The 16,068-nt window shown below is 72.0% G+C and carries 19 protein-coding genes and 1 riboswitch; of the genes, 8 read left to right on the top strand and 11 right to left on the bottom strand.

What is annotated here, in order from left to right:
• Positions 1 to 175: 175 nt before the first annotated feature.
• The gene (locus ETD85_RS08065; RefSeq protein WP_138688984.1) at positions 176 to 802 is read left to right on the top strand and encodes a LysE family translocator; all 627 of its coding nucleotides are present in this window, start codon (positions 176 to 178) and stop codon (positions 800 to 802) included.
• A gap of 18 nt (positions 803 to 820) precedes the next feature.
• Here ETD85_RS08065 and ETD85_RS08060 read toward each other — a convergent pair whose 3' ends face one another.
• Positions 821 to 1,423: a TetR/AcrR family transcriptional regulator gene (locus tag ETD85_RS08060; RefSeq protein ID WP_138688983.1), complete on the bottom strand. Its 603-nt coding sequence runs from the start codon at positions 1,421 to 1,423 to the stop codon at positions 821 to 823.
• An 81-nt stretch (positions 1,424 to 1,504) separates the two neighbouring features.
• Between ETD85_RS08060 and ETD85_RS08055 the strand changes: the two genes are divergently transcribed.
• Positions 1,505 to 2,494, top strand: a complete 990-nt coding sequence (locus ETD85_RS08055) for an SDR family NAD(P)-dependent oxidoreductase (protein WP_138688982.1) — start codon at positions 1,505 to 1,507, stop codon at positions 2,492 to 2,494.
• Between the two features lie 193 nt (positions 2,495 to 2,687).
• Positions 2,688 to 3,617 carry a hypothetical protein gene (locus ETD85_RS08050; RefSeq protein WP_206058168.1) on the top strand — a complete coding sequence of 310 codons (930 nt, stop codon included), beginning with the start codon at positions 2,688 to 2,690 and terminating at the stop codon, positions 3,615 to 3,617.
• Between the two features lie 42 nt (positions 3,618 to 3,659).
• On the opposite strand, the gene ETD85_RS08045 is transcribed toward ETD85_RS08050, so the two are convergent.
• Positions 3,660 to 4,574: a zinc-binding dehydrogenase gene (locus ETD85_RS08045; protein WP_240779021.1), complete on the bottom strand. Its 915-nt coding sequence runs from the start codon at positions 4,572 to 4,574 to the stop codon at positions 3,660 to 3,662.
• A gap of 101 nt (positions 4,575 to 4,675) precedes the next feature.
• On the opposite strand from ETD85_RS08045, the gene ETD85_RS08040 reads away from it, so the two are divergent.
• The 3 genes from ETD85_RS08040 to ETD85_RS08030 all read left to right on the top strand — a co-directional run bounded on the left by ETD85_RS08040 (position 4,676) and on the right by ETD85_RS08030 (position 7,395).
• A complete protein-coding gene (locus ETD85_RS08040) occupies positions 4,676 to 5,248 on the top strand; it encodes a TetR/AcrR family transcriptional regulator (protein WP_206058167.1) in 573 nt (190 codons plus the stop codon).
• A gap of 61 nt (positions 5,249 to 5,309) precedes the next feature.
• A complete protein-coding gene (gene sigJ / locus ETD85_RS08035) occupies positions 5,310 to 6,182 on the top strand; it encodes an RNA polymerase sigma factor SigJ (RefSeq protein WP_138688980.1) in 873 nt (290 codons plus the stop codon).
• Positions 6,183 to 6,249: 67 nt separating this feature from the next.
• On the top strand, positions 6,250 to 7,395 hold the full coding sequence (locus ETD85_RS08030) for an NAD(P)/FAD-dependent oxidoreductase (protein ID WP_138688979.1): 1,146 nt from the start codon (positions 6,250 to 6,252) through the stop codon (positions 7,393 to 7,395).
• A gap of 23 nt (positions 7,396 to 7,418) precedes the next feature.
• Here the strand turns inward: ETD85_RS08030 and ETD85_RS62945 are convergent, their stop codons facing one another.
• The 5 genes from ETD85_RS62945 to ETD85_RS08010 all read right to left on the bottom strand — a co-directional run bounded on the left by ETD85_RS62945 (position 7,419) and on the right by ETD85_RS08010 (position 10,656).
• A complete protein-coding gene (locus ETD85_RS62945) occupies positions 7,419 to 7,592 on the bottom strand; it encodes a hypothetical protein (protein WP_170246564.1) in 174 nt (57 codons plus the stop codon).
• Positions 7,589 to 8,026, bottom strand: a complete 438-nt coding sequence (locus ETD85_RS08025; RefSeq protein ID WP_138688978.1) for a MarR family winged helix-turn-helix transcriptional regulator — start codon at positions 8,024 to 8,026, stop codon at positions 7,589 to 7,591. Before ETD85_RS08025 ends, ETD85_RS62945 begins: the two co-directional genes overlap by 4 nt.
• 52 nt (positions 8,027 to 8,078) lie before the next feature.
• Positions 8,079 to 9,353 (bottom strand): serine hydrolase domain-containing protein, encoded by a 1,275-nt coding sequence (locus ETD85_RS08020; protein ID WP_138688977.1) that lies wholly within the window; start codon positions 9,351 to 9,353, stop codon positions 8,079 to 8,081.
• A gap of 127 nt (positions 9,354 to 9,480) precedes the next feature.
• Positions 9,481 to 9,888, bottom strand: a complete 408-nt coding sequence (locus ETD85_RS08015) for a nuclear transport factor 2 family protein (RefSeq protein WP_138688976.1) — start codon at positions 9,886 to 9,888, stop codon at positions 9,481 to 9,483.
• A gap of 102 nt (positions 9,889 to 9,990) precedes the next feature.
• On the bottom strand, positions 9,991 to 10,656 hold the full coding sequence (locus ETD85_RS08010) for a sensor domain-containing protein (RefSeq protein WP_138688975.1): 666 nt from the start codon (positions 10,654 to 10,656) through the stop codon (positions 9,991 to 9,993).
• Positions 10,657 to 10,987: 331 nt separating this feature from the next.
• Positions 10,988 to 11,129, top strand: a riboswitch (cyclic di-AMP (ydaO/yuaA leader).
• A gap of 12 nt (positions 11,130 to 11,141) precedes the next feature.
• Between ETD85_RS08010 and ETD85_RS08005 the strand changes: the two genes are divergently transcribed.
• Both ETD85_RS08005 and ETD85_RS08000 read left to right on the top strand, forming a co-directional pair.
• Entirely contained in the window at positions 11,142 to 11,828 is a 687-nt protein-coding gene (locus ETD85_RS08005) for a CHAP domain-containing protein (protein ID WP_138688974.1), read from the top strand.
• A 183-nt stretch (positions 11,829 to 12,011) separates the two neighbouring features.
• Positions 12,012 to 12,551, top strand: coding sequence for a DinB family protein (locus ETD85_RS08000; protein WP_138688973.1), 540 nt, complete (start codon positions 12,012 to 12,014; stop codon positions 12,549 to 12,551).
• Positions 12,552 to 12,558: 7 nt separating this feature from the next.
• On the opposite strand, the gene ETD85_RS07995 is transcribed toward ETD85_RS08000, so the two are convergent.
• The 4 genes from ETD85_RS07995 to ETD85_RS07980 all read right to left on the bottom strand — a co-directional run.
• Positions 12,559 to 13,053 (bottom strand): NUDIX hydrolase, encoded by a 495-nt coding sequence (locus ETD85_RS07995; RefSeq protein ID WP_138688972.1) that lies wholly within the window; start codon positions 13,051 to 13,053, stop codon positions 12,559 to 12,561.
• Between the two features lie 11 nt (positions 13,054 to 13,064).
• Positions 13,065 to 13,682, bottom strand: coding sequence for a TetR/AcrR family transcriptional regulator (locus ETD85_RS07990; protein WP_138688971.1), 618 nt, complete (start codon positions 13,680 to 13,682; stop codon positions 13,065 to 13,067).
• 48 nt (positions 13,683 to 13,730) lie between these two features.
• The gene (locus ETD85_RS07985; protein ID WP_138688970.1) at positions 13,731 to 14,927 is read right to left on the bottom strand and encodes a cytochrome P450; all 1,197 of its coding nucleotides are present in this window, start codon (positions 14,925 to 14,927) and stop codon (positions 13,731 to 13,733) included.
• A gap of 160 nt (positions 14,928 to 15,087) precedes the next feature.
• On the bottom strand, positions 15,088 to 16,068 hold a 981-nt coding region (locus tag ETD85_RS07980; RefSeq protein WP_138688969.1), incomplete at its 5' end, for an FAD-dependent oxidoreductase.

Below are 16,068 nucleotides of genomic sequence, written 5' to 3'. Positions count from 1 at the left end.
CCTCGACGGCGCGGAGCAGGTGCCGCCCTGAGCGTGCCGGGCGGCAGCTGTGGCCCAGGGGAAGCCGGGCATCCCGAGCGCCCATCCGGCGCCGAGCCCGCCGTGGAGGTGCCCTTCCGGCGCGGCCGGCGGTCGCGCCGAAAAGCCCTTGACGACCTTCCTTAGGATGAGGTTCATGCCCGATCTCGCGACACTTGCCCTCTTCTGTGCGGCCACGCTCGCCATCCTGCTGGTGCCGGGTCCCGCTGTGGTGTTCATCGTCAGCCGCAGTGTCGCGCAGGGCCGGACCGCCGGGCTGATCTCCGCGCTCGGTGTGCACGCGGGCTCGCTGGTGCACGTGGCCGCCGCCACGCTCGGCATCAGCGCGCTGCTGGCGGCCTCCGCGACGGCGTTCACCGTGGTCAAGTACGCCGGCATCGCCTACCTCGTCTGGCTCGGGGTCCGCAAGCTCATGCGCGGGGGCGGCGGCGAGGAGATCGCGGAGATGCCGCACCAGTCGGGGCGGCGGATGTTCTGGGAAGGGTTCGTGGTCAACGTGCTCAACCCGAAGACGGCCATCTTCTTCCTGGCGTTCCTGCCGGGCTTCACCAACCCGGCGGCCGGGCCGGTCGCCGGGCAGATGCTGGTGTTCGGGCTGGTCTGGGTGGTGCTGGGCATGGCCAGCGACGGCACGTACGCGATGCTCAGCTCGGCGCTGGCCGATCGCGTCCGGCGATCGGCGCGGGCCCGGCGCCGGCTGGACGTCGGCAGCGGGCTCGTCTACCTGGGGCTGGCGGCCTGGCTCACGGCCGAAAAGGCCTGACCGCCGGCCGTCCGGCGATCAGGCAACCGATCGCACCACCAGGGCCATGGCCTGCCGCATGGCGTCGCGCACCTCGTCGGGGCCGTCGCCGCGCTGCAGAGCGGTCAGCGCGGCCGCGCTGACCGCGCCCACCATCGCGCCGACCAGGGCGGAGGCGGTGGTCGGGTCGAGCCGGTCGGGGTAGGCCAGTTGCAGCGCCCGGGCCAGCTCGGCCTGCACCGCCAGGTAGCGCTGCATCAGCCGGGCCTGTAGCGCCGGCTCCGAGGCCGCCAGCCGTGCCCGAAGCGCCGCGAGGCCGCTGGACAGGTCGCGATCCCAGGCGTTGACGATCATCTGGTCCGTCGCCCGCACCAGCACCTCGGACAGTTGCTCCCCTGCGGGGCGCTCGGCGATCGCCGCCAGCGCCAGATCGACGCGCACGTCGGTGTCGGCCAGGAGCACGTCCTCCTTGGTCTGAAAGTGGAGGAAGAAGGTGCGGGGGGACACCTCCGCCGCGTCGGTGATCTCGGCCACGGTCACCTGGTCGTAGCCCCTGTCCTCGAACAGGCGCACCGCCGCGTCGATCAACGCCTGCCTGGTGCGCTGCTTCTTGCGCTCCCGCAGCCCCGCTTTCTCCACCATGTGAGCCACTTTACTACAGAGTATGTAATAGTGCATACACTGAATGAGTATATAGACTGTAGCGATCGAAGGGTGGTCAGCATGGGGAGTCTGGACGGACGTGTCGTCCTCATCACCGGAGCGGGGCGCGGCATCGGGCGGGAGGAGGCGCTGTTCTTCGCGGCCGAGGGCGCCAAGGTCGTCGTCAACGATCCCGGCGTCGCCATCGACGGCAGCGGCGGCGACGCCGGCGTGGCGGCGGGCGTCGTCGAGGAGATCACCGCGGCTGGCGGGCAGGCCGTGGCCAACACCGACAGCGTCGCCGACTGGGCCGGCGCCCGCCGCATGGTGGAGACGGCCGTGCAGTCCTTCGGCGACCTGCACGTGGTGGTCAACAACGCGACCATCGAACGGAACATGGGCCTGACCGACCTGTCGGAAGAGGACTTCGACGACGTCCTGGCCGTCAAGCTCAAGGGCACCTTCGCGGTGACGCGCTGGGCGGCCCGCCACTGGCGCGACCGGTTCCGGGCAGGCGCCCGCGTAGACCGCGCCGTCGTCAACACCTCCTCCGGCTCCGGGCTGCTCAACCCGCTGCCCGCGCAGGCCTCCTACGCGGCGGGCAACGCCGGGGTGGCGGCGCTGACCGCCGTGGCCGCCCTTGAGCTGGGCCGCTACGGCGTGCGGGTCAACTGCATCTCGCCGTCGATGGCCCGCACCAGGCTCACCCTCGGCGTCCCCGGCATGAGCCAGGAACCGCCGGCGACCCGGTTCGATCCCCTGCACCCGGCCGCGAGCGCGCCCGTCGCCGCCTACCTGGCCAGTCCGGCCTGCCCGCTCACCGGCCAGGTGCTGTCGGTACGAGGCGGCACGGTCGCGGTCAACCAGGGCTGGTCCATCGGCGGCCACGTCCAGAAGGACGGGCAGTGGAGCGTGGCGGAGCTGGCCGAGAAGGTGAAAGAGCTGCCGACGGACGACCCCTTCGACAAGCTGGCCCAGGCCCTGTCCGGCGCGCTCGGCACCACCGGACGCGCCGAACTCCAGGAGATGATCAACGCCTTGCTGGACCAGGGCGGCCAGTCCGTGACGTGATGAGAACGGGCCCAGGCTGATCCTGCTCCCCCGTGCAGGGGGCCTTTTCACACCTTCGGGGGATCCCGCCCGATCGGCACCCCGGCAACACTCGAGGCGCGTCGAGATCGGCAGGCATCGGGTTGGGGGTCAAATGACGCGAGGTTCGGGTGGGTTCCCCGCCGAAACGGGGGTGGGCGCGCGATGGAGCACGGTGCGCAGGATCGCGGGCTGGGTCGCGGCGCTCAGCATGTCGCTCTACCTGGCGGTCAAGGTCTTCTGGGTCGCTGCGGCGCTGCTCGGGCACGGTCCGGACGACTACGGGACCCTCGACTGGGTGCTGCTGAACGCGGTCACCGTGGTGATGGCGGTGACCGGGGTCGCGCTGGGGCTGGCGCTGGCCCAGCGATGGGGCCGCCGGCTGCCGGGCGTACCGGTGGTCTTCTTCTCCTGGGTGGGCGCGGGCTTCCTGGTCCCGCTGCTTCCCTACTCGGTGGTCAAAGGCGTGCTCGGCGCGCTCGGGGTCGATCTGGGTGGCGGCGAGGACTCCGCCTCGGCTCCGCGAGCGGAGACGGTCTTCCTCGCCATCGGCTTCGCCGGGATGGCCGTGGGCCTGGCCGTGGCCTTGCCGATCTATCTGCGGGAGAGATGGCCGCGGGCCTTCATCGGCCGGGCCGGCGACGGCCGGCCCCGCCCGTCGGCACCGGTCACGGTGGCGATGGCCGTGGCCGCCGGGCTTGGCCTGCTCTGGTCCGCCTGGGCGCTGGGCGGGACGCTGGGCCTGGACCCGGCTCATCGCGACCACTGGGATCTCAACGGACGGCTGCTGAACGCGAGCTCCGCGCTGTGGGCTCTGCTCGGGGTCTGGAGCGTCCGGGCGATCACGCGCTGCCGGCCGGCCCGGCTCCGGCGGTGGATCCCGATGACGCTGGCCTTCGGGGCCGCAGGATCGCTGTTCGCGTGGAGCTGCTGGAAGCTGCCGATGGTGATCCTGCGGCCCGGAGGTTTCGCGACGGCCGAGTACGCGATGGTCGCGGTCGTTCAGCACGCCCTGAGCATCGGCGTGGGCGTGGTCTTCCTGGCCGTCGTCCTGCGTGCCGCCCGGGAGGAAAGCCGCGGCGCCGGGACCGCGGGTCCCGGATGAGCGGGGCGGTTCACCCGACGCGTCACTGACGGCCCTGCTGCCCTACGGCTCCACGTCCAGAACCGCCTTACCGGCGATGCGCCGCTCCAGCAGCGCCTGGGCGGCCTCGGTGACGCGATCCCAGGAGCCGCGCCAGCCGACTTCCGGGGAGAGCCGCCCGGCCGCCGTGAACTCCAGCAGGGTGCGCAGATCGGGGCCGACCTCGTGCACGTCGCCGAACGTGCTCATCGTCTTGGCCGGGCCGACGAAGAACATCGAGTACGGCGCGAACACCGCCGGCTCGTCCGACGCCCAGCCGATGTTCTGCACGCCCCCGCCCGGCGCGAGCAGCTCCCAGGCCGCGACCAGCTGCGCTCCGCCGACGTTGTCGATGATGAGGTCCACCGGCCGGTCGATGCCCTCCAGGCCGACCACCACCTCGTGGGCGCCCAGCTCGCTCAGCCCGGCGGCGCGGGCCGGCGACCCCACCGACGCGATGACGTGGGCGCCGCCCAGGGCCGCCAGCTGGACCGCGTACCGGCCGACTCCCCCGGCGGCGCCGGTGATCAGCACCCGCCGGCCCAGGACGGAGCGGGAGCGCAGCGTGCGCAGCGCGCTGATGCCGGCCATCGGCAGCGCGGCGGCGTCGGCGAGGTCGACCTCGGCGGGGACCTCGGCCACCGCGGTGGTCTCCACGGCCATCCGCTGGGCCCACGCCCCGGCGCCGAACGCCGCGACCCTGGCCCCCGCGGCGGGGCCGGTGCCGTCCGCCGCGGCGCGCACGACGACTCCCGCGGCGTCGTAGCCGTGCACGGTTCCGGCCGGGCGGCGGCCGGCGAACTCCACCTCGCCGCGGTTGAGCGAGAGGTGCCGCACATCGAGCACCAGCTGGCCGGGAGCGGCCTCCGGCTCGGGCGCGGTCCCGAGACGCAGGGAACCGGGGACGCCGGGATCGACGACGAGCGCGCGCATGTCCATGGAGGACTCCTTACGAACGAGGGGGCATCATGCGGACCGATAGTCCGGTTAGCGCACGATAACATATGTGGACTGACAGTCCGTCTAGGGCAGGGATACCGATGACCCAGCAGCGCGCCGAGCGTGCCGACGCGACCCGCAACCGGCGTGCGGTGCTCCGCGCGACCGAGCAGCTGCTGGCCGAAGGCGGCGGGGACCATGTGTCGCTCGACCGCGTCGCCGCCCTCGCCGGAGTCGGAAAGGGCACCGTGTTCCGCCGCTTCGGCAGCCGCGCGGGGCTGCTGCAGGCGCTGCTGGAGGAAAGGTCCCGCGAGCTGCGCGACGCGGTCGTGAACGGACCGCCGCCCCTGGGGCCGGGAGCGCCCGCCCGGGACCGGATGCTCGCCTTCCTCGACGGGCTCGGCGCGATCGCCGAAGGCAACGCCGTCCTGCTGTCCGCGCACGGGCAGGCCTGCGCGGAGGACAAGTACGACGACCCCAGCTACCAGTCCTGGCACCGCCACCTCAGCGCCCTGTTCGCAGAAGGACGCCCGGATCTCGACGCGGACTTCCTCTCCCACGCCCTGCTCGCGGTCTTCGACGGCGATCTGATCCGCCACATGACGCCGCCCGGCGACCCGCGCCGCTTCACCCGCTCGATCCAGCAGATGGCCGCGGCCCTGCTCGATCGATGATCACGGCGGTTTGTCTAGGATCGGAGGTCGTCCGCCGGTCCGACCGGGGAGGAGGCCGAGGATGGAGCTGACCGGCGCGCTGGCGGAGGGCGACTGGGCGGCGCATCGCCCCGCGGTCTTCGGGGCGGCCTACCGGATCCTCGGCACCGTGACCGAGGCCGAGGACGTGACGCAGGAGGTCTGGTTGCGGGCCGCCGCCGCCGACCTGTCCGAGGTGCGGGATCTGCGGGCCTGGCTGGTGACCCTGGCCGCCCGGACGTCGTACAACGTGCTGAAGTCGGCGCGCGTCCGGCGTGAGTCCTATGTCGGGCCCTGGCTGCCCGAACCGCTGCTGACCGGGCCCGACGCCGCCGCCCGGCTGCTCATGGACGAGTCGGTGAGCACCGCGATGCTGGTCGTCATGGAGCGGCTCACCCCCGCCGAACGCGTCGCGCTGGTACTGCACGACGTCTTCGACTTCCCGTTCGGCCGGATCGCCGAGGTGCTCGGCGGCACGCCCGCCGCCAGCCGCAAGCTCGCCTCGCGCGCGCGGGCCCGGGTCGCCGAGGTCGAGGAGCGGCCCCGGGCCTCCAGGGCCGAGACCGAACGCGTGCTCAAGGCGTTCAAGGCGGCCGCCGACGCGGGCGACATCGGCGGGCTCGTCGAGCTGCTGCACCCCGAGGCCGTCTACGTCGCCGACGGCGGCGGCAAGGCGACCGCCGCGCGCCGGCCGATCCGGGGCGCCGAGCTGATCGCCCGGCTGGCGGTCAGGCAGATCGAGATGAGGCGGCCCGACGCCTTCCAGATCATCGAGGTGAACGGGCAGCCGGCTCTGGCTACCTACCAGGGCGGCGAGCTGGTCTGGCTCGACACCGTGGAGATCGCCGGTGGGCGGATCACGGCGTTCAGGAGGCTGGTCAATCCGGAGAAGCTCGCCCGCATCGGTCACATCTGAACCCGCCGTCTTGTCTCCCTGCCGAGCCCCCGGATCCCCGGGGGCGAGGCTGAGAGAGGACGAGACAGTGGCGCACGTTGTGATCATCGGAGGCGGCTTCGCGGGCGTGTGGAGTGCGGCGGGAGCGGCGCTGGCGCGCGGGGAGGCGGACCTGCGCATCACGCTCATCGCGCCGGACGAGCACCTGGTGCTGCGGCCGCGCCTGTACGAGCCGGAGCCGGAGCTGGCCAAGGTGGAGCTGCGCAGGATCCTGGAGCCGATCGGCGTCGAGCACCTGCGGGCCTGGGTGAGCACGATCGACACCGGCCGCCGCGTGGTGGTCGCCGGCGGCGAGGAGATCGGCTATGACCGCCTGGTGCTGGCGGCGGGCAGCAAGCTCGTCCGGCCCAGCGGCCTGCCCGGCGCCGAACGGCTCTTCGACATCGACACCTTGGACGGGGCCCGGCGGCTCACCGGCCTGCTGCGCGACCGGGAGGACTATTCCGCGGTGGTCGTCGGCGCCGGGTTCACCGGTCTGGAGATCGCGACCGCGCTGGCCGCCAGGGGCCGGGTGCTGCTGGTGGACCGGTCGGAGGTGGTCGGAGGCGAGCTCGGCCCCGGCCCGCGCAAGGAGATCGAGGCGGCGCTGGACGAGCTGGGCATCGAATGCCGCCTCGGGACGACGGTGACGGAGGTCGGCGACGGGTACGCCGTCCTTTCGGACGGCACCAAAGCCGGAGCGGACGCGGTGGTCTGGTCGGTGGGGATGAGGGCCAGCGAGCTCACCCGGCAGATCTCCGGCGAGCTCGACCACCTCGGCCGAGTGCCGGTGGACCGGCGGCTGCGCGCCCTTCCCGAGGTGTTCGTCGCCGGGGACGCGGCCATGGCGGCGTTCGACGACGAGCACACGGTCATGCAGGCCTGCCAGCACGCCACCCCGCTCGGCAAGGTGGCGGGGTACAACGCGGCGGCCGACCTGCTCGGCGTGCCGCTGCGCGACTTCACCCCCGGCCCGTACGTCACCTGCCTGGACCTGGGCGGCGCCGGCGGGATCTTCACCCGGGGCTGGGACCGCAGGGTGATGGCCTCGGGCGCGGACGGCGCGGCCATCAAGAAGCGGATCAACCAGCAGATCCACCCGCCGGTCGACGACGCCGCGAAGATCCTCGCCGCCGCCGACCGCGTCTACCTGGAGCTGCCCTTCTTCCCCCGCGACGAGGAGCCGGCCGCGTAAGCGCGCTCGCCCCTGGGAACGTCTCAGGAGTCGCGTCGCGGCGAGGACAGCCCCCACAGCTCGGCGATACGCCCGTCACGCACCCGGAACATCTCCAGCATGGTGGCGGGCCGCCCGCCGGGCACGCCGTGCATGCTGTCGCGGGCGTTGAACGCCGCGTACATGCGTCCGGCGGCGGCTCGTACGTCTTCGGTCATCGGCTCCCCTTCTCCGTCATGTTCGTACGGACCCGGCGCAGCACGTCGAGCACGATCTCCTGCTGGTGCGGCGGGATGCCGTCGAGCAGCCGCTCCTGGTAGGCCTGATGTGACCGCTCCAGCTCGGCCGCGGCCCGCTCGCCGGCGGGGGTCAGCGCGGCCAGGGTGTAGCGGTTGTCCGCCGGGTCCAAGCGGCGGCCGATCAGCCCTTCGGCCTCGAACTCCTTTACCAGCCTGGTGACGCTCGCACCGTCGATGCCCAGCGTCCGGCGCAGGTCGCTGTGGCTGCTCTCGCCGTCACGCCGCAGCCGGACGAGCAGCTGCACGCGGTGCGGGCTCAGGCCCACGTGCCGGGCGAACGCCTGCCGCAGCTCGGCGCAGGCGCCGCCGACCTCACGGAAGAACGCGTCCTCCGGCGTCTCTTCTCTCACCATCCCTTTATATCCTCAACTCTTGATGTCTTCAAGAGTTGAGGATGTCGTGGGATCAGGCGTAGCGCGGGAACAGGTCCGTCGTCGGCCAGGTGGTCACCTTGCCGATCTGGGCGTTGATGAGCGGGCTGAGCACGTTGAAGTCCGGCGACCCGCTCTCCTCGGTCCGGTTGAACAGGGCGGCGTAGGTGAAGCCGTTCTGCAGCCGGGCCGTGTAGGTGTAGGTCCCCGGCAGCCCGCCGTCGTGCCAGGTGTTGAGGTGCCCGGTCACCTGGCGGACCCAGAGGCCGGCCCCGTACCACGCGCCGCTCTCCGTGACGCCGATCTCCGGCTTGGCCACCATCCTGCCGATGGAGGTCGCGTTCAGGACCGTGCCGGGCGCGTCGAGGATGCGCGCGAAGCGCACCAGGTCCACCGCCGAGGCCAGCCAGCCGCCGCCCGGGCCGCGGTTCTCCATGCTGAAGGCGCCGTACGGCGCCGGCACCACCGTGCCGGACGCGTCCGTGACGGTCGGCTTCGACTGCGCCGACTCGTAGACGACCTCGCCGGGGGCGGCCTGCGCCTTGAGGGTACGGCCGAGCCGCAGGCGGGTGATGCCGGCGGGCGCCAGGATCTTCTGCTTGACGTACGTCTCGTAGGCCAGGCCCGACACCTTCTCGACGATCAGGCCGAGCAGCAGGTAACCGTAGTTGCTGTAGGCGTACCTGCTGCCGGGGGCGAAGTCGAGCGGGCGGGCGGAGGCGTACTTGACGATGTGGTCGCGGGTGATCGGCAGGGAGACGCCGAGGGACGTGGAGATCGTGTGGTCCATGTACAGGTAGTCGCCCGAGATGTCGCGGTCCCACCCGCCCGTGTGCTGCAGGAGCCGCCACACCGTCACGTTCGCCAGCCTGGCGTCGGCCGTGGTCGGCAGCCCGAGCAGGCCGGCGACCGACGCCCCCAGGCTGAGCTTGCCGTCCTGCGCCAGCCGCATGATCGCCACAGCGGTGATGTGCTTGCTGAGGCTCGCGATGCGGAACAGCGAGGTCGGCGTGAACTTCGGCACGGAGGGGTCGTCGCTGTAGCGGTAGGCCCTGGCCAGCACGAGCTTGCCGTTCTTGGTGATGGCGAGCTGCGCGCAGGAGATCCCGCGTTCCACGATGAAGGTCTTCAGCACGTTGTCGAAGCCGGCCAGCGCGGCCGGCGCCACCCCCGCGGTCTGTACGGTGGCCGCGAACGCCGGTCGCCTGGATCCCAGCGCGAGCGCGGATAACGCGGCCGCTCCCGCCACCAGGAACCCTCGCCTGAGCAAGCCGTTCGACAGGGGTAAATGTAGATCATTTTCCGTCATGACCAGATGTCTAGCGGATCGACGGCCCTCGTGCCAGCGGTCACCTCCGCCGGGCCGGATACGTATCGACATCCGCTCCGACGCCGGCCGCCTGGCCCAGGTGGACCTGGGCCGGTAGAGCCGGACATCACCCGGCCAGCGCCTCGGCGACCGTGAGGCTGTCCTCATAGATGTGGTAGCGGGTGATCAGCCCGTTCTCGACCGTGAGATGCAACGCGAACGGCGAACGGTACTCCCGCCCGCTCTCCTTGACCGTCTGCACGATGTGCCCGAGGACGACGGCGTCGTCCCCGTCCACCAGGATCCGCGTCACCGACGTGCCGTTCAGCTCCGGCACGTGGTAGTCGGACAGCATCCGGAAGTGCTCTCCCACGTCGCCGCGCCCGGTGCGCTGCCGGATCCACGGCACCGCCGGGTGCCCGGCGGCGGGCCAGTTGAGCTGCCAGTCGATCCGGTCCGCGAACAGCTCCGCGACCCCGTCATGGTCACCTGCGCCCATCCGGCGCAACAGCTCCTGCACGATTTCCCGCGTCATGATTGCTCCTCTTTGAGTGGACCACAGCCATCGTGTCGCTTTCTGCGGTCCGCGGTCGATTACCCGGCAGGTAATGCGGCCTCTTACCGGGAGGAGCGCGGGCTACCGGCTCGCCGACCAGGCGGCCTCGGCGTACGGGGACGGGGCGGGGGCGGGGTAGGCGGCGCGGGTGAGCATGACCTGGGCCACACTCGCCTTGAGCAGGGCCGCGATCCGCACCACCGCCGGCAGCGTCAGCGCGAACAGCACCCCGGCCACGGTGTAGAAGCCCACGAACGCCAGGTCGCTGTGGCCGAGCCCGAGCCATCCGGGCAGGGAGACCTCGGAGCCGGGGATGGCGGCGATCCGCCAGCCGTAGATCGGGAAGGTGAGCCCGGCGATCGCGCCGGCCCACCAGACGGTGACGAGGACGAAGGACGCGATCGCGAAGGGGAACGCGATGATCCCGTAGAGCAGGTCCGCGGCGGCCTGGCCGCTGGTCAGCGGGTTCAGCAGCCGGCGGAGGGCGCCCGCGCCCTCGGGGGCGGCGGCGTACTGCGGGCGGGCCACGGGGTGGCCGAGGACGCCGGGGAGCATGACGCGCTCGATGTCGGCGAGGTTGCGGGCCAGGGCGGCGGTCGCGGCGAGGATCGGCAGGCCGACGAAGGCCACGGCACTGCCGAGACCGGCGGCGACGCCGGTGACGACGGTGGCGAACATGACGACGGCGGCCGGGAAGCCGATCAGGACGTAGCGGGTGTCGGTGGCGAGGCGCTGGAGGGGTCTCATGGGAACGACGCTACGGGCGCGGGGCGGGCCGCCTCGACCCTGCTCGCGGCCGTATCCGCGGTAGGGCTGGCCCTACCCCTCGAAGGCGGACTGCTTGCCGCATAGTGGGCCTCATGCGCCAGGTTCCTGTGTGTTTCATGGCGTTCATAGGGGCTCCGAGTACTTTGCATGGAAATTTCGTGACCCGGGAATTACCCAGGTCAGGGGCGTGTTCTACATGTCGTACGCGGAGCCAAGGCCGCAGCCATCGCAGCGAGTATCTACACGGACCGCGCTACCGACGTCACGCACTCTGCGGGCGTCCCACCCATCACATGCATCACAGGGAAATCGCCTGTGACCGCTGAATCCGCCTGTGTGCGGAACCGGGGACCCAAGTCTCAACTGGGGTGAATCGGCACGTCAACGTGCCGTAGGGCAGCTTCCACGCCCGAATCCGTCAGCTAACCCGGTAAGCGGTATGGAAGCAAGGAGTAGATCACCTGATGGCCATTACCCGTCTCATCCATGCCCCGAAGATCGCCAAGCTCGCGCTCGGCGCGACCATCGCCGCCTCCGCCCTCGGCGCCCACGCCGCGGTGAACGCGGACACCCAGCAGCACGCCGCCGCCGCTCAGGGCGTACACGCCAACAGCGGCCCCGAGCAGCGCTCCGCCAAGGGCCGTGAGACCAAGGTGAACGTCACCGCCCAGCAGGTGCTGGACCTGGCCAGGGCCCAGGTCGGCACGTCCGAGAACGCGGCCGGCGGCGGCACCAAGTTCCAGAAGTGGTACGTGGACTCCCCCCGCGCCGCCGAGACTGTCCAGCGTGACGGCGGCAGCAGGCAGGACTACGCGAACGCCGCCTGGTGCTCGATGTTCGTCTCCTGGGTCGGCGAGCAGTCCGGCGCCCGCTCGCAGGTCGGCTGGGACGCCTACACCGTCGCCCACGCCAAGTGGTTCGCCGCCAACGACCGCTGGGGCACCGAGGCCAAGCCCGGCGCCGTGGTCTTCTTCTCCTGGAGCGGCAGCAAGGACCTGAGCGCCATCAACCACGTCGGCTTCGTGGTCAAGGACAACGGCGACGGCACGATCTCCACGATCGAGGGCAACACCGGCAACGGCAAGGTCGAGCAGCGCGTCCGTCCGACCTCGCAGGTCGTGGGCTACGGCTACCCGCAGTACGCCGCCTGATCGATCCGGCAGAAAGCGCGCACCCTTCGAGGTGCGCGCTTTTCGCGTTCCCGCCCGGGGCTACCTGGGCCCGCCCGGAGCCCGCCCGGGGCCCGCTCTTGGGCCCGCTCTTGGGCCCGCTCTGGAGCCCGCCTTGGGCCCGCCGCGCGGCCGGCCGATCCGGTCGCCCTAGACTCACCGTCCATGACCGATTTGGACGAGCAGGGCCGTCCCGAGCCGCCCGCTGCCGCCGACGAGACCGCCACCCTCCTGGGCTTCCTCGAGTTCCATCGGGCGACCCTGGAGTGGAAGTGCGCGGGCCTGGACGCGGCCGGGCTGTCGGCGACGGTCGGCGGCTCGCCGCTGACCCTGGGCGGGATGCTCAAGCACCTGTCCTACGTCGAGGATCACTGGTTCTCGCACTACCTGCACGGGCAGGACAGGCAGCCCCCATGGGACACGGTGGACTGGGCGGCGGACCCCGACTGGGACTGGCACTCGGCGGCCGGCGACTCGCCTGAGCAGCTGCGTACGCTCTGGGCGGACGCCGTGGCCCGCTCCCGCCTCCTGGCCGACAAGGCACTGGCCGGCGGAGGGCTGGACCAGCTCGCCGCGCGCGCGTGGTCCGACGGCCTGGTGCCCAGCCTGCGCTGGATCCTGGTTCACATGATCGAGGAATACTCCCGGCACAACGGGCACGCCGACCTCATCAGGGAGTCGGTGGACGGCCTCACCGGAGAATAGCCGCCGCTCACAATCCGAGCAGGAGCGGCCGCGCGGGGAGGCCGTCGGCCAGCAAGGAGCCCAGCAGGTCGGCGAGCGCGCGCGGCGAGAACACCTCCGTCCCCCTGTACGCGGCGATCTCCGCCACGCTCCACCACCGGAACCGGGTGATGAACTCCGCCGCCAGCCGCTCGTCCGTCAAGGCCCCGCGGGGCTCGAAGCTCTCGGTCCGCACCACGTAATAGTCGTTCCGCACCCCGTCGTAGCCCGGCGCGTAGCGGGGGCCCACCGCCGCCTGCCGCCACACGTGCGCGGGCTCGCCCCGCAGGTCGAAGCCGATCTCCTCGTCCAGCTCGCGGCGGAGGGCCGTGCGGCCGGACTCGCCGGGCTCGATCCCGCCGCCCGGCGCGGCCCACACGACCGGCCCGCCTTCGGAGGTCAGGTCGAGGCGGCAGAGCAGCACGCGTTCGTCCTGGTCGAGAATGAGGACGCGCGCCGCCCGGCGCAGCATGGGGTCGGGCATATGGGAGATTCTTACACGCTCCACGGCAGGCGCGCGGGGCTCAGCGGGCGGGCGGAGGGCGGGGGCAGCACGTCGGCCGACGGGCGCAGGCCGGACAGCAGCAGGGCCAGGTAGCGGCGGGCGTCGCCGTGGCCCGGGTCCGACGGATGCACGGTGGCCAGCACCATGACCAGGATCGCCGCCAGGTCCCTGACGACCAGGTCGGTGCGTACCTGGCCGTGTCGTTGCGCCCTGGCCAGCACGATGCCGAGCGGCCCGATGAAGCGCTCGGCGATGTCCACCGTGATCGCGCCCGACTCCCTGGCCGCCTTCAGCAGGCCATGGTGGGTGGCCAGGGTGTCGACCGTCCCGCCGAGCGCATCGGCCAGCGCGCGGCCCGCGTCGCCCGCACCGCGCGTGGCCAGCACGAGCGGCTCGACCTCTTCGGCGAAGTACGTCTGGAAGGCCGCCCTGATCACGCCGTCCCGATCGCCGAAGCGCCGGTAGACGGTGGCGATCCCGATCCCCGCGTGCCGGGCGATCTCGTCGAGCGGGACGTCGGGGCCGCTCTCGCGAAGCACGGCGATCGCGGCCCGGACGATCTTGTCGGCATTGCGCAGCGCGTCGGCTCTCTGTCGCTGCTCGTGCACAGGTCGAACGCTAGCAGCCGGCCCGTGGCAGGCAAGAGGGACAGCGGCTCACCAGGCCACCGGGAAGGTGGTCAGGCCGTACACGATGTGGAAGGAACGGAACTCCGCCGGGGTCTCCGTCTCGCGCAGGCCGGGGAAGCGCTCGAACAGCGCCGGGAAGGCGATCCGCATCTCCATCCTGGCCAGCGGCGCCCCCAGGCAGTGGTGCACGCCGTGGCCGAAGGCGAGGTGCCCCAGGTCGCCGCGGCCGATGTCGAAACGGCCCGGATCGTCGATGAACTCGGGGTCGCGGTTGGCCGCGGGCAGCGAGCACACCACGATCTCGCCCTCGGGGATGCGCTTGCCCGACAGCTCGACCTCGGTGGTGGTGACCTTGGACATGCCCGAGTGGATGATGCTGAGCCAGCGCATCAGCTCCTCCACCGCGGCGCCGATCCGCTCGGGCTCCTTGCGCAGCAGGTCGAGCTGGTCGGGATGGCGCAGGAAGGCGAGGGTGCCGAGGCCGAGCATGTTCGAGGTGGTCTCGTGGCCGGCCAGCAGCAGCAGGTTGGCGACGCCGGTCAGCTCCTCGGTCGACAGGTCGTCGCCGTGCTCGCGGATCAGCATGCCCAGCATGTCCTCGCCGGGCTCGGCCCGGGCCCGGCCGACCAGGTCGGTCATGTACGCGCGGGACTCCTGCTGCGAGGCCACGCGTACCTCGGGCGGCTGCGAGATGTCCAGCAGCCGGTTGGTACGCCGCTGGAAGTCGTCCCTGTCCTCGTACGGCACGCCGAGCAGCTCGCAGATCACCAGCGACGGGATCGGCAGGGCGAAGGCCGTGACCAGATCGGCCGGCGGCCCGGTGCGCTCCATCGCGTCGAGATGGTCGCTGACGATGTCGCGGATGCGCGGCTCAAGACGGCGCATCCTGCGCATCGTGAACTCCGGCGTCAGCATCCGGCGCAGCCGCGTGTGCTCGGGCGGGTCGAACGCCAGCAGGTTGCCCGCCCGCATCTTCCTGCGTTGTTCCTCGCTGACGTCCGCGGTGCCGGGGAACTGGAACCGGCTCGTGCCGGCGTTGCTGAAGCGCTCGGCGTCCCCGAGCACCTCTCGCACGTCGGCGAAGCGGGTGACCAGCCAGGCGTCGAGGCCGAACGCCGTACGCACCCGCCGGACGCCTTCCTCCTCGCGCGCCGTCATGAGCTCGGGGTCGGGATCGAAGGCGGTGCGCCGCATGTGCAGGGGCAACGTCATGGAATCGCTCATGTCATCTCCTGGAAAGGGATCGACTGCCGAACTGACATAGCCTTCCTGGAAACGATAGTAATTTATCGTTTGGCGCCGCGACGGGCTCGGCCGTCCCGAACAGGAGCGAGGGGACCGGCTCGGGCGTTCAGGGCGGGAGCGGGCGTACCGGCTCGGGCGTTCAGGACGGGAGCAGGCGGACCAGCGAGTCGCGCAGCCCGGCGCGTTCGGTCCGGACGAAACGGTGCAGCGTCCGCGAGCCGAACGCGACCCGCTGGGCGCTGCGGCGGCGCTCGGCGTCGTAGGCGCGCAGGGCCGGCGGCAGGCCGGCCACGCCGTGGCGGGCGACGGCGCGGGTGAGCGCCTCCGCGTCGAGGATGGCCGTGCAGGCGCCCTGCCCGAGGTTCGGCGTCATCGCGTGGGCGGCGTCGCCGACCAGAGCCACCTTGCCGCCGTGGACGAAGGCGGGCAGGGCCGGGTACAGGTGCCGCATCTCGTACCGGATCCACGAATCGGGGTCGGACTCGGACAGGATGCGGGGGATCGGGTCGTGCCATCCCGCGAAGAGCGTGCGCAGGTCGGCGGGGGTGGTCGCCTCGGGCACCGCGGCGTACCAGTTGGTCCGGCCGGGCTCGATCGGCGTCAGGCCGAAGAACCGCCCGCGGCCCCAGGTCTCGCCGTGCACAAGCGACTCGAAGCCGGCGACGCCGATCCAGGTGACGGTGCCGACGTGCCGTACGTCGCCGCGCCTGCCGAACACGGTGGCCCGTACGGCGCTGTTGATCCCGTCGGCGCCGACCACCAGGTCGTACTCGCCGGCCAGCGAGGCGGCGTCCGAGACGTTCTCCCGGTAGGCCACCGGCACGTCCAGCGCCGCGAGCAGCGCGTCGAGCAGGTAGGGGCGCGAGATCAGCAGCTCGGGCCGGCCGGCTTTGCGCTCGATGCGCTCCAGCGGCAGGCTCGCCAGCACCCGCCCGGCCGGCGTGCGGATGCGTCCGTCGCGGTACGGCACCGCCCGCGCGCGAAAGGCGTCGCCGACGCCGAGCCGGTCGAGCGCGGCCTGGGCCGTGGGGTGGATGCCGAAGGCGGTGCCGTACCGCTCCAGCTCGGCCCGCCGGTCGAGGACCGTCACCCGCCAGCCCGCCCGGCGCAGCCCGATCGC

The sequence above is a fragment of the Nonomuraea zeae genome (assembly GCF_005889725.1).
In the GTDB taxonomy this organism is placed as follows: Bacteria; Actinomycetota; Actinomycetes; order Streptosporangiales; family Streptosporangiaceae; genus Nonomuraea; species Nonomuraea zeae.
The sequence above is the reverse complement of the archived record's forward strand: the minus strand, read 5'-3'. Positions and strand labels throughout refer to the sequence as shown.